Genomic DNA, 23,589 nt, shown 5'->3' with positions numbered 1-23,589 from the left:
CATGTCTGTGTAAAAGCTGCCTCTATAAGCCCTCAGTCTGCCATAACTCCCTATTCCATGCCGCATCACATCGTTGATTAAAGTTGTGTAAATGTAAATCGTTTAAACTTTGCAATTATTGTAAGTGCTAGTGATTATCATTTATTGTACGCGAGCCAAAAGAACGAGCCCCGACTCGGTTCACTGTATGTTCCAATTACTCTGGGATAAAAACGATGAATGCTCTGACTCGCACAGGATTGCGCCGTATCACGCTTGCCTCTGCCCTCCTCTTCTCTGTCAGCCTGCCGGCTTTCGCTCAGGAAACGTTAACGCTTTACACCACCCGTGAACCGGGCCTGATCCAGCCTTTACTTGATAGCTGGACTAAAACCAGCGGTATCAAAGTAAGTACGGTCTATATCAAAGACGGTATGCTTGAGCGTGTTAAGGCGGAAGGCAAAAACTCCCCTGCCGACCTGCTGATGACCGTCGATGCCGGAAATCTCATCGATTTAGTTGAAGCCGGCGTCACCCAGCCGGTAGAGTCAGAAGCGCTGAAAGCCGCCATTCCGGCGAATCTGCGCGGCGCGGATAATCAGTGGTTTGCGCTTTCAATGCGCGCCCGCGTACTGTATGCCGAGAAGTCTCTGCCAATCGATAACTGGCATTACGAACAGCTCGCCAGCCCAGAATACAAAGGTAAAGTTTGTATTCGTTCCGGTCAGCACCCCTACAACACGGCGCTGATCGCCGCGATGATTGCCCATCATGGTGAAGCCAAAACCGAAGAATGGCTGCGCGGCGTGAAGGCTAACCTGGCGCGTAAAGCCACCGGCGGCGATCGCGATGTTGCCCGCGATATCCTCGGTGGAATTTGTGATATTGGTCTGGCCAACTCCTATTATGTCGGCCATATGAAAAACGCCAAAGAAGGCAGCGATGCTCGTCGGTGGGGCGATGCCATTAAAGTCGTTAAACCAACCTTTGAAAATGGCGGTACGCACGTCAACATCAGCGGCGCTGCCGTTGCCCGCTATGCGCCAAATAAAGCCGATGCCGTTAAGCTGATGGAATATCTGGTTTCCGCGCCTGCCCAGCAGCAGTATGCGAAAGCGAACTTCGAATATCCGGTACTGAAAGGCGTAACGCTTGACCCGGTCATTAGCGCCACAATCGGTGAAATCGACGTCGATAAAACGCCGCTCACCGAGATCGTGAAGTATCGTAAACAAGCTAGTTTGCTGGTAGATAAAGTTGGATTCGATCAATAAATCGCTGCAGTTTCCGACGTTACGCGGCCTGGTTTCCGGGCCGCAGTCATTATTAACGCCGTTGCATCTTGGCGCATTGTGCGTCGCGCTTGGCGTCCTGACCCCCATCGTTGCGCTGATCTGGCAGGCCACCCAGGCTGATTTATCCCACTGGGATAATCTTATGACATATGTACTGCCCTCAGCGCTAAAAAACACCGTGCTGTTGCTAGCGGGTGTCGCGATAATGGTTGGCGTCATTGGCGTAGGCAGCGCATGGGCGGTAACGGCATGGGATTTCCCTGGGCGAAAAATTCTCAGTTGGGCGCTGCTGTTGCCGCTGGCAATGCCGACCTACATCGTTGCCTTTGCATGGCTCGATCTGCTGCATCCGATTGGCCCCCTGCAAACCTTTATCCGTTTCTTACTGGGCTTTGACAGCCCGCGACAGTTCCGCCTGCCCGATTTACGTTCCCTTTCCGGCGCAATAATCTTGCTCGGATTAGTACTTTATCCTTACGTGTACCTGACAACCCGCGCCATGTTTATCAGCCAGCCGGCCCACCTGTTGGAAGCTGCACGTACGCTGGGTTGCAGCGCAACCGGGACCTTTTTTCGTGTTGCTCTCCCCATGGCACGCCCGGCACTGGCCGTCGGGATCAGTCTGGCGCTGCTGGAGACGCTTAACGATATTGGCGCGTCGGAATTTCTCGGGGTACAAACGTTAACCGTTACCGTATACACCACGTGGATCTCTCGCTCTGATTTATCTGCCGCAGCGCAAATCGCCTGCATGATGCTGATGTTTATATTCTTTATTCTGACGCTGGAATTTTATGGCCGCAGAAAACAGGGATTCAGCAGCCGTAGCCTGCGGGAAATTCAACCCACCCGCGTGCAAGGCTGGCGTGGCTGGCTACTCGGTATCGTTATTTCGCTGCCAGTTGTGCTGGGCTTTCTGGCCCCGGTGCTGTTTTTAATCTGGGAAAGCGCCAAACGTATAGGTGACGAGAGCCCTATATCCTCCTCGTTACTGGCTGCATTACAAAATACGTTATCACTGGCCGCGGGAACCACGTTGGTGGTGGTTTGCGTCAGTATGTTGGTGGCCTGGAGCGCGCGGCATAGCGCCGCAGATAACGCGATGCCAGGATTTCGCCGTGGTGTAATGCGTCTGGCTTCTTTAGGCTACGCGGTTCCCGGTACAATTCTGGCGATTGGTTTTTTAACCCCCGCCATGGCAGTCGACCGCTGGCTGGCAGATTTACTGGATGTTCGCGGCCTGCCGCTGATGTCTGCCGGGATCCTGCTGGTAATTTGTTGTGCCATGCGTTTCCAGGCGATTGCTATCGGCGCACTGGATTCCGGCCTGGGCCGCATTCCGCCTTCGCTGGAGCAGGCTTCTCGTCTGTTGGGTGAGAATGGTGCGGGCACATTTGCACGGGTTCATTTCCCATTGCTGCGCCCGGCGTTAGTGAGTAGCGCCCTGCTGGTTTTTGCCGATGCCATGAAAGAACTGCCAACAACGTTGCTGTTGCGCCCGGTAAACTTCGAAACGCTGGCAACGTTGCTGTATGCAGAAGCCGCCCGTGGAACCTATGAAGAAGGTGCTATCGCCGCGCTAATGATTGTTTTAGCTGGCACGCTACCGGTTATTTTGTTGGTGCGTCACCAGATGACTCGCCGTGGTTAAGAGAGTAACAATGTCAGAAATTGCATTACGACTCCAGGATGTGCACGTTGCCTACGGCAACAGCCAGCAATCGGTGCTGAGCGGGTTTTCAATGTCGGTACGTAAAGGAGAGATCGCCTGTCTACTGGGCGCTTCAGGTTGCGGAAAAACCACCGTGTTACGCGCAGTTGCCGGATTTGAACGGCTGCGAAGCGGAGAGATCTATGTGTCGCAGCGCCGCGTTGCCGGTTCCGGTGTTCATCTGCCGCCGGAAAAACGGCATGTCGGCATGGTCTTTCAGGAATATGCGTTATTCCCTCACCTGACCGCGCAACAAAACGTGGCCTTTGGGTTACGACGTATGCCGCGTGAGCAGCAGCAGGTCCGGGTGGCGGAACTGTTAAAAATGGTGGAGTTGCACAGTCATGCCAGCCGTTATCCGCATGAACTGTCCGGCGGTCAACAGCAGCGTATCGCTCTTGCGCGCGCGCTGGCGCCACATCCGGAAATCCTGCTGCTCGATGAGCCTTTCTCCAGCCTTGATAAGCGCACGCGTGAGCGTCTTGGCAACGAGGTACGGGATATTTTGCGTGCCGCCGGGCAAACGGCACTGCTGGTTACACACAGCGAACACGAGGCGCAGCTAATGGCAGACCATATTGGCGTGGTAAAAATGGGGCAGTATCAAATTAAAAAAGCGACCCACCCAGGCTAAAGGTCACAGGGTCGCCTTGAAAATTAGTAATGGGTCTGAATCAGACTGATATTCACCGGCATGCCGGAGCGTCTTTCCAGTGCCTGATTTCCGCGACTCACATCCACGTCATTCCCGCTGATGAAGGTGCGCAGCGCGGGGGTGACTGGCAAGGGAACTCTTCTGTCAGACTCGTATTCCGACCGGTTTCGTGACAGTGGTTCATGCACTTCCACCCAGCGACTACCGTCCGGCTCTACGCTGTATTTCACCGGTCGGTCTATCAGTTGCACACGCGTCCCTACCGGTACGGTATCAAACAGATATTTAATGTCGTCATTACGCAAACGGATACACCCCTGACTTACCCGCAGACCAATACCGAAATTCGCATTTGTGCCATGAATGGCATAAAGCCTGCCGATATAAATCGCATACAGTCCCATCGGGTTATCTGGCCCGGCAGGAACAAACGCCGGCAGGCTTTCCCCACGCGCTGCGTATTCGCGCCGGGTATTCGGCGTAGGCGTCCAGCTTGGTGCTTCCTGCTTACGTTCTACCGCCGTGACCCAGTTACGCGGCGTTTCTCTGCCCGCCTGGCCAATGCCAATGGGTAAAACCTCAACCGTATTGCTGCCAGCGGGATAATAGTAAAGGCGCATTTCTGCGACGTTGATTACGATCCCCTCGCGTACAGTATCCGGTAATATCAGTTGCTGTGGCACAACCAGCGTAGAGCCAGACTTAGGCAGAAAAACATCCACGCCGGGATTGGCCTCCAGCATATTGCTCAACCCCTGTCCGTACTGCGCGGCAAAAGCTTCCAACGGCTGAGTGTTTCCTGAAGGTACCGTAATGGTCAAAGGGCTCCCCACCAGGCGACTGCCTTCAGGCGGGAGCGGAAAACTCACCGCCTGCGCGCTCTGACTCACGAGCAGCATAATGAGTGAACAAAGCAGTTTTACACGACGCATTTTTTTCCTTTCCTTCGCCGCAGCAGATATCCGTTCATTATAGCTTTTATTATCTGTTTTAGTGGGTTACGCCTAAAATCCGCATAAAAAAGCCGCCTGAAGCTAATGCAGTTCAGTTAACGCCTCTGTATCAGAAAGCATCACCTGTGTTGGCAGAAGTTATGAATATGCTATCTCACGGTAAGGGTTCCGTTCACCTCATGTGCATCGTTTCTCTGAAACACCGATTCCTGTGAACGTGTAAAGGGCGTTCTCCGCCACGCCCTTTACAATCCCGGCTCCTGGCGGGAAAATTGCCGCTCCGCGGTCCCCTCCGTTTATTCCTCCAGGCTACCGGGCCGGGCGCGAGGTAGCATCCCTGCAAAACGCGCCCTGAACCCGCATCCCTGCGGGTTCTCCCTGCCTTACGGAAACACGTCGGCAATTTTCAGCCGGACCAGCCCACACCTGACCACCTGCGTTTTTTATCTGAACAGCAAAACAGAGTTAACTGGAAGTCAGTGCGTTGCAGCGATAACCCCGGTCCGGCTGAAAATCGATGAGGCGTTGACGGCTGACCGGGTCTGCCCGCAGGGATGCGGGCAGAGGGGACGGCCTGCAGGGACGCAGGCCCGGCCCCGACCCGACAGGCTGACGGCATAAGACGAATGAATCGCGCAGCGACGATTTTCCCGCCGGGAGCCTGGGTTGCAAGGGAGGCGGCGGTGAGCCTCCCTTGCACGTTCACGGGTATCTGCGCTTCAGAGAATTGCTACCGCCGAGGTGAACGGAACCCTTAGCAAGAATCACATGTTCCCCATAATGCTTAACTGAACGGTATTGCACCATGGGGCGAGGTTCAGCGTGGCCGAAAACTATGCTTCCTTACCATCCGGAAGCACAATGTTGCTGGCGGCAAGCTGCCCCATGTTGTTGTACATTGCACAGGCGGCTTCAACAATCGGCATCGCCAGCGCGGCCCCGCTGCCTTCACCCAAACGCATCCCCATATTGAGATACGGCTCCAGTTCAAGATGCGCCAGCGCGGTGCGAGCCCCCTTCTCGGCGGAGAAATGTGACGGGATCAGGTAAGGTTTAATCTGCGGCGCAATCTGGCAGGCTGCCAGCGCAGCGGAATAAGAGAGAAAACCGTCCAGCACGACCGGCAGGCCGCAGGAGGCCGCCCCCAACATCACCCCCGCCATGCCGACCAGATCAAACCCGCCTACCTTAGCCAGCACATCGATACCGTCATTGCGATCCGGTTGATTGACGGCGATTGCTCGCCGCACAACATCGACTTTATTGCCTACTCTTGAAAGCGGCAGGTTAGCGCCGATACCCACCACATCCTCGGCATCGCTGCCGGTCAGTACGCTGACGATTGCCGCCGCTGGTGTCGTATTTGCCATACCAAGTTCACCGACGCCAAACAGCGTTACGCCATCTTTGGCCAGCTCATGGGTATAGCGAATAACCTCCAGCAGCAGCTCCTCGGCCTGCGAACGACTCATCGCCGGGCCTTGTGCAATATTGCCGCAGCCGCGCGCCACGCGCATATTCACCACGCCAGGGATAAGCTCAGCATCGATGCCGACATCAATCACATGTACCTTTGCCCCCGCCTGAGCTGCCAGCACACAAACGCCTGTCGTGCCACGCGTCATATTAGCAGCCTGAATAGCCGTGACGATTTTAGGCGAAACGGCAACCCCTTCATCCCATACACCGTGATCGGCGCACATCACCAGCATCGCTTTGCCATTCACATGCGGTACGCCCTTCAGACCCGGCATTCCGGCCAGTTGCACGGCGAGCGACTCGAGCCGACCAAGACTTCCTGGCGGTTTAAGCAAGCCATCGACATGCTGCTGTGCACGCAGCATCGCAGCACTATCAGGTGAAGGGATTGCGTGGAGTAAAGAGGTTAAAGTCTGCATAAGGGTTCCAGTATGTTGGCTGACTCAGAGCAGAGCCAGCAGGAAAATCAACTCGCCAAGTTCAATGGCAGCGCCCAGCGTATCGCCGGTTTGCCCACCCAACGTGCGTTTTAATAACTGCCCAAGAATAAAAATCGCCACCATCGTAACAACCAGCGCCGCCACGCCGCGCATGCCAGGAAGAAGCACGGCAGCCAGGATCGCCGCGAATCCCAACGTGACGCAGGTTTGACGCCCGGTGACTTTACCGATAAAGACGTTGCCCAGCCCTTCTTCGCGAGCGTAGCGATGTCGATACATCAGCAAAACAGCGGCACCCCGCCCGGCGACACAAGCGGCAGCAAGCGCCGCCAGCATCGGCGTGCCCCGCAAAGCCAGTTCGCTCACCACCAGCACTTTTGCCAGCAACACGAAAATTAACGCCAGTCCACCGTGGGTCCCCAGGCGGCTGTCACGCATGATTTCCAGCATCCGCTCGCGTCGACGGGCAGAAAAAATACCGTCACAGGTATCCGCCAGACCGTCGAGATGAAATCCCCCGGTCAATAACGCCAGCGTGAGGACTGCAAACAGGGCCGCCAACGGCACCCCACACCAGGGCTGCAGCGCCATAAAGACCAGCCCCGTCAACCCTCCCAGCACCACGCCAATTAGCGGGAACATCACAATGCCACGCGAATAGTGCTCGAAATCCAGTCCTTGCGACCAGCGAGCAGGAACGGGCAAGCGACTAATAAAAGAGAGCATTGCCCAGAACAACTTACTCATTTAATTTTGACTCCAATTCCTGATACCACCAGCCAGACCTCATCAGCCGCCGCCGCCAGTCGCTGGTTCACACGTCCTGCAATATCGCGAAAATGCCGTGCCAGACGGTTCTCCGGAACAATCCCCATTCCGACTTCGTTAGTGACCAGCACAACCCTGGCCGGACAGCGCTGACAGGCCGCAATCAGCGAACGAATTTCATCCTCAATAGATTGCTCCATCGCCGCGTAATCCCAGCTATCCGGGTCGCTGTCACCGCCCAGCGCAAACAGCAGGTTAGTCACCATCGTGGTGATGCACTCCAGCAGAATGGCTTCTTGTGGATCGTTTGCTGCCGTAATCAGTTCATCGAGATGTTGCCAGCGTTCGGCTGTACGCCAGTGCGCAGGACGTCCGTCACGATGATGCTGAATTCGCGCAGCCATCTCCTCATCAAAAATCTGCGAAGTCGCGATATACAAAACGTTTGGAGAATCTGCGATCAGCGCTTCCGCATGCCGACTCTTGCCGCTTCGCGCGCCGCCAGTCACCAGAATCATCATACTGGCTCCCGGTGTTGCTGCATGATGGTATAAATTTTCTCAATATCGATGTGTTGCCGCATCGCATCCGCCAGTAGATCAAACTGCTGCGATTTATATTGCGCGTAATGGAAGGTGGAATCCAGCGGCGCTAACCCTTTACGTTCTCGCAAGCCATTAACCAGCGCACGGGTAAATTCATCGCTGTCGAACAGACCGTGAAGATAGGTGCCGAACGCCAGGCCATCGGCAGTGACCGCGCCATCAGCCACGTTGCCACCGTCTTTACGCAGCGTCATCACCGACCGGCATTCCTCGGTTAATGCCGTTTCGCCCATATGAATTTCATAACCGCGAACGGATAATCCCGCGGTACCCGCCAGCCAGTCCGGCAGCGAGGAGGACATTTGTCCCTCAACCAGGGTCGTGGTTTTATGCTGGGCAAAATGCGTTACGGTATTGAGCAAGCCCAGACCCGGCAACGTACCGAGTCCTGACTCAACTTCATCAATGATGGTTTCGCCGAGCATTTGATAGCCACCGCAAATCCCCACCACGGGTACGTTATTACGATGTAATTGCACCACGCCATGCGCCATCCCGCTTTCACGCAGCCACACCAGATCGCCCAGGGTGTTTTTGCTGCCGGGCAGAATCACCAGATCGGCCCCCGCCAACTCTTCTGGCTGGCGAACATAGCGCACGCGCACATCCGGCTGTGCGGCAAGCGCATTGAAATCAGTAAAGTTAGAAATGTGTGGTATCTGAACAACGGCGATATCGATGTCGCGTTTGTCTGTGCGCAAATATTTGCCCTTTTGCAGCGCAACGCCATCTTCATCTTCCAGATCAACGTCCAGCCATGGCATGACGCCCAGGACCGGAACGCCGGTCAGCGCTTCAATTTGCTCAATCCCGGAATACAGCAACGCCACATCACCGCGAAACTTATTGATGATCACCCCTTTTACCCTGGCGCGTTCATGGTCGTGCAGTAGCGCCAGCGTGCCGTAAATGGAGGCGAACACCCCGCCGCGGTCGATATCCGCCACCAGAACGACAGGGCACTGCGCCATTTCAGCCATACCCATATTGACGATATCGCGATCGCGCAGGTTAATCTCAGCCGGGCTTCCCGCCCCTTCCAGTACCAGCACATCGAACTCCTGCGCCAGACTGTTATAAACAGACAGGATTTGATCCCGTAGTTTAGGTTTGTACTCGTGGTAGCTCACCGCATCCATATCGGTTGCCACTTTGCCCATCAGCACAACCTGCGCTTTACGATCGCTGGTCGGCTTAAGCAGCACCGGATTCATACGCACATCTGGCGTAATACCGGCGGCCTCAGCCTGAAAAATTTGCGCGCGCCCCATCTCTTTGCCCTCTGGCGTAATGCCAGAGTTCAGCGCCATGTTCTGCGATTTGAACGGTGCGGTACGCAGTCCATCCTGATAAAAAATTCGACACAGACCGGCGACCAACACGCTTTTACCTACATCAGATGCCGTTCCCTGCAACATTATTGCCTGCGTCATGACGCCTCCTTCAGTGCGTTCTCTCGCATACAGCTAAAAAATTCAGCCTCTGTTTTACACAGCGGGAAGCCCAGCTCGGTATGCAGCTTCACCAGCCAGGGCTGAGTTAATCCCGCTTGTTCAATAAGATCCGTCCGGGCAAACACATCACCCGGCGAGCCGTGTGTTAGCACTTCACCCCGGCGTAAAACGTACACTGCATCGCTGACTTCATAGATAAGATCGATATCATGGCTGGAGATAACCACGTGGTTTCCTTGCGCTACGATGCGTTTGATTATCTCAATCATCTGCGTGCGACCTGATGGGTCAAGGCCCGCAGTAGGTTCATCCAGTAGCAAATACTGCGCCTGCAACACCAACGCCCCGGCAATCGCCACACGTTTTTTTTGCCCGTGGCTTAAACACTGAATAGGCTGATGGCGAAAATGCTGGGCATCGACCAGCGTGAGCGCATCATCCACCCGGCGGGAGATTTCAGTCTCATCCACCCCAAGGTTGCGCAGGCTGAAGGCAATATCGCTGTCGATATCGGTATAAAAAATTTGCTGATCGGGATCCTGAAATACGGTTGCCACCTGCTGACGCAGCGCCAGCAGGCCGCGCTTGCTGTAATCCAGCGGTTTGCCTTGCCACATCACCGCGCCTTCCTGCGGGCGCAGTAAACCACTCAGGTTCATAAACAGCGTGGATTTCCCGCAGCCATTAGCACCGACCAGCCCGGTGACGGCATGCGTTGAAAAGTCCAGCGTTAGCCCTTTGAGGATCGGGTCATCCTGATAGCGAAACCAAAGCGCTGAAGTGGCAAGCATACTTTTCCTTACAGGTGAAAATCACCCTGATACAGTTTGATATCCAGTGTGGTGGTCATTTGCTGGTAGCGGATCAACACGCGAGTAAACAGCAATCCCACCAGCATCGCCAGCGAGCGATAGCCCAACGGCAAGCTACGATAACCAAAACGTAGCGTTTGTGCGCGATGAATAGCCAGCGCCTCGTCTAACAGGATAAAAATAAAGCGCCAGGTTAGCAGGATCTGCTCAGTGAGCAGGCGAGGAACGTGCGCGCGTTTGAGTAAGATAATCAATTGCGGAAACGGCAGATTCAGTACCAGCCAGAACGTCGCCGCCAGCGCAGCCAGGCTGCGCCAGAAGGTTTCATTGGCGGTGACAAGCCCTGGCGCGCTAACGCCTAACCAGTAGCTTCCAACGGGGATGCTGGCCAGCAGCGTCTGCGGATCGCGGTTAAAACTAAACAGAATGGTCACGACGCCGACCGTCAGAAAACCAAACGGTAATGCCATCCAGCGACACCAGCGCCAGAAGGAAATGCGCAGCAGCCAGCAGCTCAGCGCGGCAATCAGTAACAGCTCAATACCCTGCCCCAACGGGGGCAGAGTAAACGCCAGAATCATCATCATCAGCCAGAGCAGAAATTTCCGCACGGGTGAGACATGAAACCAGCGGCTTTGATAGCTAAGCCTGTCAAGCCCGGTCATCACGGCGTTGCCTGCCCTTGGTGTAACCCAGAATGTAGAAAATCACGGCTGCGCCCAGCGATCCCTGAAGCGTAAACAGCAGGCTTTCAATCTCGCCGCTTGCCGGTTCATACAACGGCTGGAACCACGGCTCATAATGTGGGGCAATTGCCTGAATCTGACTCTCCGCCTCACCGTCTGAGCCACCGTACTCTCCACCATGGTTGATAAAGAACGGCAGGATCACCAGCGCCACTACCATCCCTAACAAAATCAGCGTCTTTTTCATCGTTAATGTCCTTGAGCGGTAATCAACTGCCGTTTGGTTAACTGGTCATAAATCATTACGGTGAGCAGACCTTCCGCTATCGCAATTGGGATCTGCGTCAGGCAGAAAATCCCCATGAACTTGATGATTGAACCCGTAGCACCGGCGGATGGGTCCGGGAACGCCACGCCCAGTTGCACCGAGGTCACGAAATAGGTGACGAGATCCGCCAGCATCGCGCACAGGAAGACGCAAACATCACGACGCAACCCCGCACGGCAGGCCATTTTCCATACCATGTAACCCACTACCGGGCCAATCACCGCCATCGACATGCCGTTAGCGCCAAGCGTTGTCAAACCACCGTGCGCCAGTAACAGCGCCTGGAACAGCAGGACGATTGCCCCAAGGATTGCCACCACGCCCGGTCCAAACAGGATAACCGCCAGGCCTACCCCGGTAGGGTGCGAACAACTTCCGGTAACAGAAGGAATTTTCAGCGCCGACAGCACAAAAATAAACGCGCCGCACAGAGCCAGTAATACTTTTTGGTGACTATCTTCCTGCACGATTTGGCGCAGCCGCACCAGCCCGTACCACAGGCACGGTAAAAACAGCAGCCACCAGGCCAGCGCCCACATCGGCGGCAAAAAACCTTCCATTATGTGCATGGCGAACGCTTGTTCAGGAACAACCATCAGTAATAGCGCCGCAGCCAACCCGCTGAAAGACAGCTGTTTTAGCTGTTGTTCAAGCTTCATTGTGCATACTCCCACTGTTTATTGACCAGAATGGTCGAGAAATAAGGCAGCGGCTGATCGTCGCTCACCTCATCGAGATGACGCCAGCACTGTTCACCCGGCAGCGTGGCTTCAGACATCATCAATGCGCAGCCCAACAAACCCTCTTGTTGCAGCAGCGCTTTGATGCGCGCAAAACGACCGTATACCTTCATCAGCACCAGACTGTCATGCTGCTTTAACGCCTGCTGGATTTCCGCTTCCGGCGCGGTACAGGAGACCACGGCCAGTGACTGTTGCTCCATGGCGAGCGGCGTTTTTGACCGCGCGGCAATCGCAGCGAAAGAGGTCACGCCCGGGACGATTTCTAACCAGTCAGGACAGCCAATACGCTGGAGTAAAAAAACCCAGGTGCTGAACAGCATGGCGTCGCCAAGTGTAATAAAGCCCACTTGCTTACCCGCTTCGACTTCCTGAACCAGCGCGGCCGCAACGTCATCCCATACCGCCTCTTTTTCGGCGCTGTCAGCACTCATAGGAAAATGGCAGCAGCGAACTTCGGTCTGCTCGCCGATATATTCACGTACGATCGACAGAGCCAGACTGTCGCCACCTTTGCGCCCGGCGGGCGCATAGAGAATATCCAGCGTACCCAGCGTGCGTGCGGCCCGCACGGTGATAAGATCGGAAGCGCCTGGCCCGGTGCTTAATGCGTACAGTTTTCCGCTCATGCTGCTTCCTCCAGCGCCACATTAAGCGCCTGTTGTAAATGCGCCACGAACATAGCGCGAACCGCCGGATTCTCACCCAGACCACTGAGCCACGGCGTAGCCGGTATCCCGGCCGCATTGAACAATGTTTTCCAGGAATCCTCTTCGTCAGAGGCCATATCATTGATGGCATGATCGCCAGCAACTAACATCAGCGGCATCAGATGCACCGCCGTCACCCCTTCCTGAGACAAACTTTCAATCAGCACATCGACTTCCGGGTAACTTTCCACCGCCCCAACCCGCGCCGGGTAGCGCTGTGCCGTCATCATATGGTCGAGGCAGGCATAGGCGGCAAAGGCATGATGGCTGGCACCGTGTCCCATAAACACCACTTTTTCATTTTCGCCAAGCACCGGCATCTGCTGTTGCAGCGCCAGCATCAGCTGGGCGTAATCGTCATGGCTGCTCAGCAGCGGAACACCCAGCGTCAGGCGAGAAAAAAGCGGGCACATGCTTTGCACTTCGCGGACAATTTTTTCGTATTCATCACCGTTGATAATGTGCAACGACTGAATAGCCACGTCCTGATACCCCTGATCCGCCAGCTTTTGCAGTGCCTGCAGCGGCGTGTCGATCTCAATGCCGTCGCGCTGCTTGAGCTTGCGGATAATCATCCCGGAGGTAAACGCCCGAAACAGGTCGCGGTCAGGGCAACTGGCTGCGAGATCGCGCTCGCAAGCCACAATATTTTTCTCACAGGTGTCGTGATAGCTGGTGCCAAAGCTGACCACCAGAAGCGCCTTTTTCATCTCTAACTCCTTAAGCAGCGGCCAGCCAGCGCGTTAAACGCGCCCCAAAGGCGGCCTGACTTTCCAGTAACTCTTCTCCCGTCACCAACGGTGCCGGACGTGTAATCACGATGCAGGGGATACCTGCATCCAGACAGGGTTGAACTTTTTCCTGATAACCACCTTCCGCACCGGATGCCTTAGTGATCACCACATCAGCCTGACACTGGCGATAAAACGCAGCGTTGAACTCGGCGCTAAACGGCCCGCACAATGCAAAAATCTCACCGACGCCAAATCCCAGGTCCGCGCATTGCTGAATAACCTCGGGTACAGGCAGGACGCGCGCCAGCAGCGTTTTTTCAGGCAACCCTTCGCGCCAGATAGCCAGATCTTTACTGCCGGTCGTCAGCAGCACGCGGTCACCGAAGCGGCGCGCAACCTCGCAGGCTTGCTGAATACTCTGTACGGTATAAAGCTGCGGATGGGTTAAACCGCTCAACTGCTCAGGACGTTGATAGCGGCTCAGCAGTACCCCCGCCGCTTCGCAGGCGTTCATGATGTTGCGGCTCACCACCTCGGCATACGGATGCGAGGCGTCTATCACCCAGCGCGTCTGATTTTCCTGTAGCCAGGCAATCATTTGTTCGCGCTCCAGACGTCCGCAGCGCACCTGACCTTTGATATCTCCCGCCAGCTGCTTCCCCGTTGGGGTCGCAACTGACAGGGTGTAGGCCACATTGGCTGCGTCCAGTTGCTGGCACAGCATGCGCGCATCGCTGGTACCGCCCATGACCAACACATCACCGTAATTCACAGCACATAACCTCGTGGCGTGATCATCAGGCCGTCCTGAACATAGGTTGTTTTGTTGCCAACGATCACAAGGCTGGTCATATCAACCGGTTCAAAGTCCATTTCACCCAGGGTGGTCAACCATTTTTCCTGTTTTTTACGTCCGGCTGACTTCACAATACCCACCGGCGTTTGCGCGCTCTTGCTGGCAGAAAGCAGCTCAAATGCGCGCGCCAGATGTCCTTCGCGACCCCGACTGCGCGGGTTGTAGAAACAGATTACAAAGTCTGCTTCGCCGGCAGCCACTATACGTTTTTCGATAACTGGCCACGGTGTTAACAGATCGCTTAAGCTGATGTGGCAGAAGTCGTGCATCAACGGCGCGCCCAGCAAAGAGGCGGCGGCAATGCTGGCCGTCATTCCTGGGATCAGCCTGACCTCAACGTCCAGCTTTTGCTTGCTGACCAGCTCAAGCACCAGCCCGGCCATACCGTAAATCCCTGCGTCACCGCTGCTGATCAGCGCCACGTTGTGACCCGCCTGCGCCAGTTCGATCGCCGCCTGGCAGCGTTCAATCTCTTTGCACATCCCGGTTTTGATCACCTGCTTGTCGCCAGTGAACGCTTTTACCAGGTGGGTGTAGGTTTTATAGCCAACGATGATTTCCGCTGCCTGCAATGCTTCAACGGCTTCCATGGTCATCATTGCCTGCGAGCCAGGGCCAATTCCAATTACGCTTAACATCAGTGTGAAACTCCCAAAGTGATAGTGACGCCCTGTTCTCGCAGGGTCTCGCCTAACAGTTTTCCGTGGCTCAGCAGCCAGGCTGCAGGACCGGAAACGCTCCCTGTACCCACCGTTTTGCGAACAAACGATGAGGCCGGGAAACGGTGTTCATGCTCACGCAGCGCGTCAGCAGTAAAGGTCTCGAAAGGAACGCGACAGCACGAAGCCAGTTGGATAAGTCCCTGTTCATCTTTTTTCAGCGTGATACTGCCAATCGCTTTTAGCGCCAGCGGATCGAGCTGCTGGGCTTCGAGTTGCCTGGCAAGCAGCGCGGCCAGCAACGGGAACGGCGTGTCACGACGACAACCAATTCCGGCCACAACACGTTGTGGCACCAGCTTCCAGTGCGGAACAGGCAGATCGGGCAAATTGGTGCGTAAGGTGATACACACCAGCGCATCCAGTTCAGGAAGCTGATTGAGATCGGTTACCGTGATAAATCCGCGCCGGTCGCAATGACTGACATCCTGCGTCAGTTCATCATCCCACCACAGCCCCACCCGCTTATTACTGACCAGCATCTGATTAACGATCTTCACCGCCGAACGGAAATCACTCATCCGGGCATTCAGTTGAAATGCCAGCGTATCCAGTGCCGCCATATCGTTGACATCCGTCGCAGTGGTGATCACCGGATCGGCGCCCAACATGCCCGCCAGATACCGCGCCAGCGCATTGGCACCGCCCGCGTGACCGGAGAGCAGGCTGATGACATGCTGGGCGCGTTCATCAATGACTACCACCGCCGGATCGCAAAATTTGTCGTTGACCAGCGGGGCCAGCACGCGCACCGCAATGCCGGTCGCACCGATAAAAATCAGCGCCGAGTAATTCGCAAACGCTTCGCGGGTGGTATTCGCAAAGCCGTTTTCGAAAGGAATGAATCCCTCCTCCAGCAGCTTTTCACTGGTAAAACAGGTGACCGGCAGCATGGCCGCCAGACGTTTTGCCAGCGTAACGCCTCCCGGGGTCAGGCAAAAAAGCGCAATTGACTCAGGCTTTACGGTATTCATGGCTAAAGTCCGCCGCATAGAGTTTGGAGTAGTGATACTCCGAGCCCAGGAAATTACCGACCAGAATAAGGGCCGTTTTACGGATGCCCGCATCACGAACCTTGTCGCCAATATCCGCCAGGGTACCGCGCACGGTCTGGCTTTCCGGCCAGGTTGCCTTGTAGATCACCGCCACGGGCGTGGTCGCCGGATAACCGCCTTCAATCAAACGCTCGGCCACACGATGAATACGCTGAACGGACAGATAAATCGCCATAGATGTCTGGTGACTGGCAAATGACTCCAGCTGTTCGCGCTCCGGCACCGGCGTGCGTCCTTCCAGGCGGGTAATGATCAGGCTCTGTGAGACCTCAGGCACGGTATACTCAACGCCCAACTCCGCCGCCGCACCAAGGAATGCGCTGACGCCGGGCACCACCTGCCAGTCAATCCCGCGTTTGGTCAGTTCCTCGCCCTGCTCGCGCACGGAACCGTACAGCGAAACATCGCCGGTTTGCAGACGCACCACGGTCTTACCCGCTTTCACTCCGGCTTCCATCAGATCAAGGATCTGCTCCAGATGCAGTTCAGCGCTGTCGTGGCATTCAGCACCAGCAGGACAATATTCCAGCAGTTCGGTGTTAATCAGCGATCCGGCGTAGATAACAACCTGCGCCTGCTGTAGCAACCGGTAACCTTTGAGGGTAATCAGCTCGCGATCGCCAGGACCTGCGCCAACAAACCACACGCTACGGGGATCAAAAATCTCAGACATGGTTTCCTTCCTTCTGACAGGCGATAACAAATACGGGGTTATTCGGTTTGAAATAGTGACCACTGCCAAGCGTGGTAAGCGAGGAAACCTGTAGCTGCAGGCAATCCACTCCCGGTACGCCAAGATGGTCCAGATGTGCCAGCGCGGTGTTGAGGTTTTCCTGGAGGATGAATGTCATCACCAGCCGCCCTGCGGGATGCAATTGACGCATTGACCAGTCAATCAGTTCAGTCAAATGGCCGCCGCTGCCGCCCATGAAAATAGCATCGGCTTTTTCAGCGATGGTCATCGGCGCAACACCGGGAAAAATGTCGATGTTTGCACAGGCAAAATGCTGGCGGTTTTCATCCAGCAGCCTGAGCGCCGCCGGGTTACGCTCGATTGCCGTCACGCGCAATCCAGGGTATTGCAGCGCGGCTTCTATCGACACGCTGCCGGTTCCTGCGCCAATATCAATCAGGTGACTGGCGCGGTGTAATTCAAGTTTTGAGAGGGCAAGTGCACGTACCGCTTCTTTGGTCATCGGCACTTTCTCTCCACGTAGAAACAGCTCATCTTTCATCAAGGATCACCACTGCATTCATGTCATAGTCGGCGTTAACTTCGCTCACAGGCAGGAAATGGATCCGTTCGTTTTCCATTGCCAGGTTTTCGCCAATCACCATCCAGCGATGTCCCTTGCCTCGTGCAATGAGCTGCTGCGCAATTTCACGCGGGCCGCACTGCGCATCTGTCACCATCGCCACCTTGTTATGTCGCGCCAGTTCATCGAAACAGACGCTGCGACCATGGCTACTGGTCAGCCACATATCGTTCATATCAATACCGGACTGCGCACACAGGTACTGCACCGCGCTAATACCGGGAATAATGCGCACATTTTCAATACCGAAATGCGCCACCATGCGCGTCCCGATGCCGTAAAACAGCGGATCGCCAGATGCCAGCACCACAACACGTTGTTCCTGGTGCGCGCAAATCCAGTTCAAGAGTTCGAGAATATTGGCACCGAGAACAAACTGTTCACCGGTAAAATCCGGGAATTGCTGCAAATGTCGCTTTCCACCGACCAGAACATCAGCCGTTGCGACCGCTTCACGCGCCGCAGGCGTCATCAAATGCAAACCGGCTGGTCCCATCCCTACAACGGTTAACATTGCATCTCCTCAGCAATCTCTGCGACCGGGCGATTACTTCCAAGTACCTGATTATCAAAAGAGAACATGATGGCGTCACAGGTCGGGGGATTTTTGGTAAAGCGCAACGTTTGCAGGACGCGCATACAGATGCGCTTAGCCAGATGGTTGTAAATGTGCTGAAAACCGTATGCTTCTATGTGTTCCATCGCCGCCTCGGTGGTATCGCAGTCGCTGACCAGCGTGAGCAGTTCCAGCGGCGCACCCAGTAACGCGAGGTGGGCCACCAGCGTTTCCATGCGAGCATCGGCAATATGGCTGTGGGTATGAAAGATCCCCGCCGCAATTTTGACGAGCTTACCAGGGTGTCCCACCAGCACAATTTGTCGGAACCCCAGACGGACGGCTTCTTCAATCATGTAGCCGACAAAATTGCTCATAGTGACCACAACCTGGGTGTCGATCCCCATCTGCTCACGCACAAAACGTTCGCCGTGGTTTCCTGGCACCAGTACGACACGCTCCAGCCCCGCCGCTCGCTTAATTTCCAGTTCCAGCGACAGTGAACGTTTCCAGCTTTCTTCTGACATCGGCGTGACGATCCCAGTCGTACCAATGATCGAAATGCCGCCCAGAATGCCAAGGCGGGAGTTGTAGGTTTTTTGCGCCCGCTCTTCGCCTTCCGGCGCGAAGATTTCAATTTGCGCCCCACGATTCGGACCAATCGCCTCACGAACCGCAGACTCAATGGTCTGGCGAGGTGTGCGATTAATCGCCGAACTGCCCACTGGCAGGCCGATCCCTTTGCGGGTTACCGTGCCGACGCCTTCCCCGCCCTGAAGGGTTATCTCTTTGCTATCGTTTAACGTCACGCGGGCAAAAATCAGCATGCCGTGAGTGGCATCCACATCATCGCCACCGTCTTTGCGGATGGCGGCTATCGCCTGCTGTCCTTCGATATGCGGTGACTCTACGTTCAGACACAGCGTCACACCTGATGGCGTCACGATAGAAACCTGATGGATCAGGTGTTGGCGCAATACCATCAGCGCCGCCACTTTTGCCGCCGCCGTCGCGCACGATCCCGTGGTATATCCTTTACGCAGCGCTTTACCGTTGTGCCACACAGGCGTATCGAAGGACTCGCTCATCGCGCCCCCTGCATGTGATAAAGCATGGCGTTGACGATCGCGGCGGCGACGTTACTTCCCCCTTTACGACCTAACGCAGCAATGGCGGGTAGATTGCTTTGGGTCAGTGCATCTTTCGACTCTTCTGCACCGACGAACCCAACCGGTACGCCAACTACGCCACTCACGGCCACATCATGCTCAAGCAGGCGGAACAGCGCTGTCGGCGCGTTGCCAAACACAAACAGCTTTTCACCCTCTTCCTTCACCGCAATGTCAACGGCCGCCATTGACCGGGTAATGCCCTGCTCTTTTGCCGTCCGCACGACCCGCGGGTCGCTGATGTAGCAGCGGCATTCGCTACCGAATTTTGCCAACAGCGTTTTATTAATCCCGGAAAGGGCCATAGTGGTATCGGTATAAATCACGCTCGAACGGCTAAGCGCCGCACAGAACTGCTCCAGCACATCACTGGAAAACCACAGAATGTCCAGCCAGTCGAAATCCGCTGTCGTGTGAATGACCCGCTTGATAATGGCTTCATGTAACGAGCTGGCAAACTGATAGTCCGGGCGGGTTTCACGGATGATCTCGCCAATAATGTCGAAACTTTTGGCCTCTATCGCCTGGGGTTGCTGGATATATTGCATTGTGTTGTCCTCAGGCTACACCGACCAGCAGCCACCGCAGCGCAATAAACAGCGCCAGTGCCAGCATCGATGCCACCCACATCAATCGAATCGTATGGGAAATGTCGTCTACCGAAATATCGCGTTGTGCATCACCGATCCACGGTTTCTCAACGCGCTCGCCAAAGTAGTCATTAGGACCACCCAGACGAATTCCTAATGCCCCGGCAACGGACGCTTCTGACCACGCGCAGTTTGGGCTGCTGTGGTTGTAGCGATCGCGCCAGCCAATCTGCAAAGCACGCGCGCCGTCCTGGCGACATAAAAATGCCGCTGCGCCCAGCAGCAGCCAACTTAGTCTCGCGGGAATATAATTTGCGACATCGTCCAGACGAGCGCTGACCATACCGATAGCGCGGTATTTTTCATGTTTGTAGCCCACCATGGAGTCAAGGGTGTTTACCGCTTTGTAGGCCATCGCCAGAGGCGCACCGCCGAGGAGCAAGAAGAACAGCGGCGCGATAATGCCATCAACGGTGTTCTCAGCCACGGTTTCCACTACGCCGCGATTGATCTGCTGTGGCTGTAATTGCGAGGTATCGCGTCCCACAATCCATGACAGCTTTTCCCGACTTGCAGCAAGGTTACCGGCACGTAGCGGACGCTCGACATCCTGCGCGGCATTTGCCAGGCAGCGCCCGGCCAGCACGGTAAAGATCATCCAGACCTCAACCACCCAACCAAGCCAGGGATGAATAGAGTGCGCCAGCGCCAGTACTCCCCAGGACACAGCCCAGGTCAGCCCAACCACCACAATCCACATCACCGCGCCACCGATGCGTAGCGCACGGTCGCTATGGCAGTAACGCCGAACAACTCGCTGCACTGCAGAAATCAGATTGCCAATCCAGCGCACTGGATGCGGCCAGTTCTGCGGATCGCCGATGATAAAATCAAGCAGCCAGGCAACACACCACGCGAGGATGGTCATAGTGCGCTCCTCGCGGCTGCCAGCCAGTGGTTAAGCATCTGCGGACGTTGAGCAAAATGAACGTGTAGATAGCTGGCAAAGGTATTTCCCACCTGCCAGCCGCCGGACCAGGCTTGCAGCGTTTTGCCATCGCGCACTTTGCGACAGTTCATCACCGCGGAGGTTTCAGGGGTAAAATCGGAGTAGTGGAATTCATGTCCGCGCAGCACTTCGCCTTCTGCAGCTAACAACGTTTGCTGCGCGGCCTGCGCTTCGCAGTAGCCAAATCGGGTCAGACGTTTTCCCATTTTGCTGTGACCGGGAATGATATCCGCCATCAGCCAGGTATCACCCAGGCTGTCTTCCAGCGAACTGCCGAGATACATCAGCCCCCCGCACTCGGCATAAATCGCGACACCCTGCTGGTGCGCCGCCCGCAGTTGGTTAAGCATTGCAATATTACGGGCCAACGCCGCAGCATGTAACTCAGGATAGCCCCCCCCCAGCCAGATCATCTGACAGTCGGGTAAACAGGTGTCGTGCAACGGGCTAAAACGGACAATCTTAAGCCCCGTGCGCTCCAGTAGCGCAATGTTGTCCGGGTAGTAGAAATTGAACGCTTCGTCATCGGCGATGGCAAGCGTTAGCCCTGCCCCGGCGTCTGCGGCGGGCAACGCTGGCCATTCACCAGCAGGAAGCGTGTCGAACTGGCTTAATCTCAGCAGCGCGTCGATATCAAGGGTTTGCTCCAGCGTCGCGGCAAACGCCTGCCACGGCTGCTGGTTGATAACCGACTCACGCGCGGTAACCAAACCCAGATGACGCTCAGGAAGCGCTACGCCTTCCATACGGGGAACGTAGCCTAATACGGGTACAGCGCAGTAACGCTCAATCGCCACTTTCAGGAGCTGGTAATGCGTTTCGCTGTTAACCCGGTTAACAATAACGCCGGCAATATTCAGGGTTGGATCAAAATGCTGAAACCCCATTACTGTCGCGGCGATCGAGGTGGAAACGGCTTTGCCATCAACCAGTAGGATAACCGGACAGCCTAACTGTTTGGCCATCGCGGCGGTGCTGCAGTAGTTTGGGTCGGTGCCGTATCCGTCATACAACCCCATAACGCCTTCAATAACGGCGATATCCGCATGTTGCATGTGCTCGCGAAATAAAGCATTCAGGGTGGGGACGGGAAGCATGAAGCTATCAAGATTGCGGGAAGCAGTGCCGCATACCGCGGTATGCCAGCCGGTATCAAGGTAATCGGGGCCTACTTTGCAGGGCTGGACGCGTAAACCGCGTTTTTTCAACAAGCTCAACAAGCCCAGCGTCACCGTGGTTTTACCACAGCCGCTTCCGGTACCTGCAAGAACAAAAGCGTGAAAATTGGCCGCCATACCCTGATCCTGTTCAGGGTGGTAGGGGTGTAAAGATACCCAGTCTCTCGACTGTATGCATCTGAACCACCCACTTCCCACCGAAGTTGTTGGTAGTCACTGACAGGCAGGTCTTCTGGCTTAGCGTCATCCTCACCCGTCCTTCCCAATCTTGCGATCAGTGGTCAATACGGGGTCGTCAGCATCACAGCAGCGGGGGCTGCGGGGGATTCTCACCCCCTTCCCTACCACAAATGTGGCAAACCTGTCAGTTCAAGAGCCTGATTAATTAAGCTCTCTGTTATGAGGTAAATTCACGACCTCATGACAATAATTCAATTTAATATCTTGCCGGGTTCATTCAACCAATTACCTGGCATAAACCCACTTATTCATATGCTCGCATTCTGAATGAAAGTGCCAACAAAGAATAAAGAAAGTCATTCACAGAGACACTGTATCTCATCACAAAAATAAAAACTGGTGCAGTTTATCCCTCTAATACTAATATTTTGTTGCGCTATGACAATTTATTGACTGCTGTCGCTACTTTTCATTTTATAATGACTGACATAGCGCCCTATATCAAAAATCGGCAATAGCAAAATATTGCCATTTAAGCGGATTCGCCACGTGAAATGACATTTATTTGCTGGCGAAATGCCTGCGGCGTGACCTGATACGTTTGACGAAAAACTTTGCAAAAATAACTGGTTTGCGAAAATCCTAAATTACGCGCAATGCTGGCTATGCTCCAGTCACTGTGGCAAAGCAGCTCTTTTGCACTGGCCATTCGCTGCTGGTTTACCCATGCGTTAAAACCGATACCATGATATTTTTTGAACAATTTGCTGAAATAGTAAGGGCTAAGGTAAACATGAGAGGCGACATCCTCCAGACGCAATTCGTCTGATAAATGCGCATCAATATAGCGCAGTGCTTTTTTCATTTTGCTGTCATGAGGATTGGTGCTGCGGTTAGCGCGTACCGGCTCTGACTGCTGCGGGTTATCTTTGATAACCACAAAATTAAGTTGTTTCTTAAGGCAATTTTCTACGATGAGCTTCAGCAGATCCGCTGAGGCGATGACTCGCGAATAGTCCATTTCCGGTACATTACGAAACTCGTTGACCAGTTCGGGATCGGCTTGCCAGCGGTCATCTACATTCAGAATATCAACCAAACCAACATCGTTACTTAAGCGTACCTGGCCACAAAGCACAAACCCTACCAGGTGCCCCGCAATGACCAGCGGAATTGAGAAATCGGTAAGTCCGGCGTGACAGCGATAGATGCAGGGTTGATCGGATTTAGAGGCTTCCAGCCCTCCACAGCGATCGCTCATACGACAACGGGTACTGTGCTGAGGATGCTGACGCATCAACTGGCAAAAAGGGGTGAAATTAAAAAGCTCAGAAATTTCATCACCGTGAATATTGACAACCACAACGGCCAGACTGGTGGCCTGCGCAAAATCCTGTGCGATTTTATTAATGAGTTCTGAGTTCAGGGCACTCGCAGAAATCATGATAAAACCTCTCAGTTAATTTATTGTTATAAATAAAACATATTATTCACATTCGTTTTCACCCTGCCATCCTGAGCATTGATGAAAGTCGTAATTGAACATAACAAAAGTCTCCCATTCTTGGGAGACTTTTTGGGCAGTTCAGGATACCGGATCACGAAAACAGTT

At 54.8% G+C, this 23,589-nt stretch carries 25 protein-coding genes and 1 riboswitch; of the genes, 3 read left to right on the top strand and 22 right to left on the bottom strand.

Annotated features, from left to right (window positions below):
- The first annotated feature begins 215 nt into the window (after positions 1-215).
- The 3 genes from HV237_RS09530 to HV237_RS09520 are packed head-to-tail and all read left to right on the top strand — an operon-like array spanning position 216 to position 3,619.
- Positions 216-1,253: an extracellular solute-binding protein gene (locus HV237_RS09530; RefSeq protein ID WP_047357949.1), complete on the top strand. Its 1,038-nt coding sequence runs from the start codon at positions 216-218 to the stop codon at positions 1,251-1,253.
- Positions 1,237-2,925, top strand: coding sequence for an iron ABC transporter permease (locus HV237_RS09525; protein WP_047357948.1), 1,689 nt, complete (start codon positions 1,237-1,239; stop codon positions 2,923-2,925). The genes HV237_RS09530 and HV237_RS09525 overlap by 17 nt, the downstream gene beginning before the upstream one ends.
- 10 nt (positions 2,926-2,935) lie before the next feature.
- Positions 2,936-3,619, top strand: coding sequence for an ABC transporter ATP-binding protein (locus tag HV237_RS09520; RefSeq protein WP_019077086.1), 684 nt, complete (start codon positions 2,936-2,938; stop codon positions 3,617-3,619).
- A 23-nt stretch (positions 3,620-3,642) separates the two neighbouring features.
- On the opposite strand, the gene ldtA is transcribed toward HV237_RS09520, so the two are convergent.
- The 22 genes from ldtA to pocR all read right to left on the bottom strand — a co-directional run bounded on the left by ldtA (position 3,643) and on the right by pocR (position 23,421).
- Positions 3,643-4,572 carry a L,D-transpeptidase gene (ldtA, locus tag HV237_RS09515; protein ID WP_047357947.1) on the bottom strand — a complete coding sequence of 310 codons (930 nt, stop codon included), beginning with the start codon at positions 4,570-4,572 and terminating at the stop codon, positions 3,643-3,645.
- Positions 4,573-5,426: 854 nt separating this feature from the next.
- A complete protein-coding gene (cobT, locus tag HV237_RS09510) occupies positions 5,427-6,491 on the bottom strand; it encodes a nicotinate-nucleotide--dimethylbenzimidazole phosphoribosyltransferase (protein WP_016156857.1) in 1,065 nt (354 codons plus the stop codon).
- A gap of 24 nt (positions 6,492-6,515) precedes the next feature.
- On the bottom strand, positions 6,516-7,259 hold the full coding sequence (gene cobS, locus HV237_RS09505; RefSeq protein ID WP_047357946.1) for an adenosylcobinamide-GDP ribazoletransferase: 744 nt from the start codon (positions 7,257-7,259) through the stop codon (positions 6,516-6,518).
- Entirely contained in the window at positions 7,256-7,801 is a 546-nt protein-coding gene (gene cobU, locus HV237_RS09500) for a bifunctional adenosylcobinamide kinase/adenosylcobinamide-phosphate guanylyltransferase (protein WP_016153512.1), read from the bottom strand. Before cobU ends, cobS begins: the two co-directional genes overlap by 4 nt.
- The gene (locus HV237_RS09495) at positions 7,798-9,318 is read right to left on the bottom strand and encodes a cobyric acid synthase (RefSeq protein ID WP_047357945.1); all 1,521 of its coding nucleotides are present in this window, start codon (positions 9,316-9,318) and stop codon (positions 7,798-7,800) included. Before HV237_RS09495 ends, cobU begins: the two co-directional genes overlap by 4 nt.
- Positions 9,315-10,130: an energy-coupling factor ABC transporter ATP-binding protein gene (locus HV237_RS09490; RefSeq protein ID WP_016153514.1), complete on the bottom strand. Its 816-nt coding sequence runs from the start codon at positions 10,128-10,130 to the stop codon at positions 9,315-9,317. Before HV237_RS09490 ends, HV237_RS09495 begins: the two co-directional genes overlap by 4 nt.
- Before the next feature lie 8 nt (positions 10,131-10,138).
- The gene (locus HV237_RS09485; RefSeq protein WP_047357944.1) at positions 10,139-10,816 is read right to left on the bottom strand and encodes an energy-coupling factor ABC transporter transmembrane protein; all 678 of its coding nucleotides are present in this window, start codon (positions 10,814-10,816) and stop codon (positions 10,139-10,141) included.
- Positions 10,803-11,084: an energy-coupling factor ABC transporter substrate-binding protein gene (locus HV237_RS09480; RefSeq protein ID WP_006683999.1), complete on the bottom strand. Its 282-nt coding sequence runs from the start codon at positions 11,082-11,084 to the stop codon at positions 10,803-10,805. The genes HV237_RS09485 and HV237_RS09480 overlap by 14 nt, the downstream gene beginning before the upstream one ends.
- Before the next feature lie 2 nt (positions 11,085-11,086).
- A complete protein-coding gene (gene cbiM / locus HV237_RS09475; RefSeq protein ID WP_016153516.1) occupies positions 11,087-11,824 on the bottom strand; it encodes a cobalt ECF transporter S component CbiM in 738 nt (245 codons plus the stop codon).
- Positions 11,821-12,534 carry a cobalt-factor II C(20)-methyltransferase gene (locus HV237_RS09470; protein WP_016156863.1) on the bottom strand — a complete coding sequence of 238 codons (714 nt, stop codon included), beginning with the start codon at positions 12,532-12,534 and terminating at the stop codon, positions 11,821-11,823. Before HV237_RS09470 ends, cbiM begins: the two co-directional genes overlap by 4 nt.
- On the bottom strand, positions 12,531-13,325 hold the full coding sequence (locus HV237_RS09465) for a sirohydrochlorin cobaltochelatase (protein WP_047357943.1): 795 nt from the start codon (positions 13,323-13,325) through the stop codon (positions 12,531-12,533). The genes HV237_RS09470 and HV237_RS09465 overlap by 4 nt, the downstream gene beginning before the upstream one ends.
- 10 nt (positions 13,326-13,335) lie before the next feature.
- On the bottom strand, positions 13,336-14,121 hold the full coding sequence (locus tag HV237_RS09460; protein WP_047357942.1) for a cobalt-precorrin-6A reductase: 786 nt from the start codon (positions 14,119-14,121) through the stop codon (positions 13,336-13,338).
- The gene (locus HV237_RS09455) at positions 14,118-14,843 is read right to left on the bottom strand and encodes a precorrin-3B C(17)-methyltransferase (RefSeq protein ID WP_003030278.1); all 726 of its coding nucleotides are present in this window, start codon (positions 14,841-14,843) and stop codon (positions 14,118-14,120) included. The genes HV237_RS09460 and HV237_RS09455 overlap by 4 nt, the downstream gene beginning before the upstream one ends.
- Complete coding sequence (gene cbiG / locus HV237_RS09450; RefSeq protein ID WP_047357941.1) at positions 14,843-15,898, bottom strand: cobalt-precorrin 5A hydrolase; 1,056 nt, start codon at positions 15,896-15,898, stop codon at positions 14,843-14,845. Before cbiG ends, HV237_RS09455 begins: the two co-directional genes overlap by 1 nt.
- The gene (locus HV237_RS09445; RefSeq protein WP_003030275.1) at positions 15,879-16,652 is read right to left on the bottom strand and encodes a cobalt-precorrin-4 methyltransferase; all 774 of its coding nucleotides are present in this window, start codon (positions 16,650-16,652) and stop codon (positions 15,879-15,881) included. Before HV237_RS09445 ends, cbiG begins: the two co-directional genes overlap by 20 nt.
- A complete protein-coding gene (locus HV237_RS09440) occupies positions 16,645-17,214 on the bottom strand; it encodes a decarboxylating cobalt-precorrin-6B (C(15))-methyltransferase (RefSeq protein WP_016153521.1) in 570 nt (189 codons plus the stop codon). Before HV237_RS09440 ends, HV237_RS09445 begins: the two co-directional genes overlap by 8 nt.
- Positions 17,204-17,809, bottom strand: a complete 606-nt coding sequence (locus HV237_RS09435; protein ID WP_047357940.1) for a cobalt-precorrin-7 (C(5))-methyltransferase — start codon at positions 17,807-17,809, stop codon at positions 17,204-17,206. The genes HV237_RS09440 and HV237_RS09435 overlap by 11 nt, the downstream gene beginning before the upstream one ends.
- Positions 17,803-18,939 carry a cobalt-precorrin-5B (C(1))-methyltransferase CbiD gene (cbiD, locus tag HV237_RS09430; RefSeq protein ID WP_016153523.1) on the bottom strand — a complete coding sequence of 379 codons (1,137 nt, stop codon included), beginning with the start codon at positions 18,937-18,939 and terminating at the stop codon, positions 17,803-17,805. Before cbiD ends, HV237_RS09435 begins: the two co-directional genes overlap by 7 nt.
- Positions 18,936-19,568 carry a cobalt-precorrin-8 methylmutase gene (locus HV237_RS09425; RefSeq protein WP_047357939.1) on the bottom strand — a complete coding sequence of 211 codons (633 nt, stop codon included), beginning with the start codon at positions 19,566-19,568 and terminating at the stop codon, positions 18,936-18,938. Before HV237_RS09425 ends, cbiD begins: the two co-directional genes overlap by 4 nt.
- Positions 19,569-19,578: 10 nt before the next feature.
- A complete protein-coding gene (gene cbiB / locus HV237_RS09420) occupies positions 19,579-20,538 on the bottom strand; it encodes an adenosylcobinamide-phosphate synthase CbiB (RefSeq protein WP_047357938.1) in 960 nt (319 codons plus the stop codon).
- On the bottom strand, positions 20,535-21,914 hold the full coding sequence (locus HV237_RS09415) for a cobyrinate a,c-diamide synthase (RefSeq protein WP_047357937.1): 1,380 nt from the start codon (positions 21,912-21,914) through the stop codon (positions 20,535-20,537). The genes cbiB and HV237_RS09415 overlap by 4 nt, the downstream gene beginning before the upstream one ends.
- 87 nt (positions 21,915-22,001) lie before the next feature.
- Positions 22,002-22,177, bottom strand: a riboswitch (cobalamin riboswitch).
- Positions 22,178-22,509: 332 nt separating this feature from the next.
- Positions 22,510-23,421 carry a regulatory protein PocR gene (gene pocR / locus HV237_RS09410; protein WP_016153526.1) on the bottom strand — a complete coding sequence of 304 codons (912 nt, stop codon included), beginning with the start codon at positions 23,419-23,421 and terminating at the stop codon, positions 22,510-22,512.
- Between the last annotated feature and the right edge of the window lie 168 nt (positions 23,422-23,589).

Source organism: Citrobacter sp. RHBSTW-00570 (assembly GCF_013739755.1).
Classification (GTDB): domain Bacteria; phylum Pseudomonadota; class Gammaproteobacteria; order Enterobacterales; family Enterobacteriaceae; genus Citrobacter; species Citrobacter braakii.
This window is presented reverse-complemented; position numbering and strand designations above follow the sequence as displayed.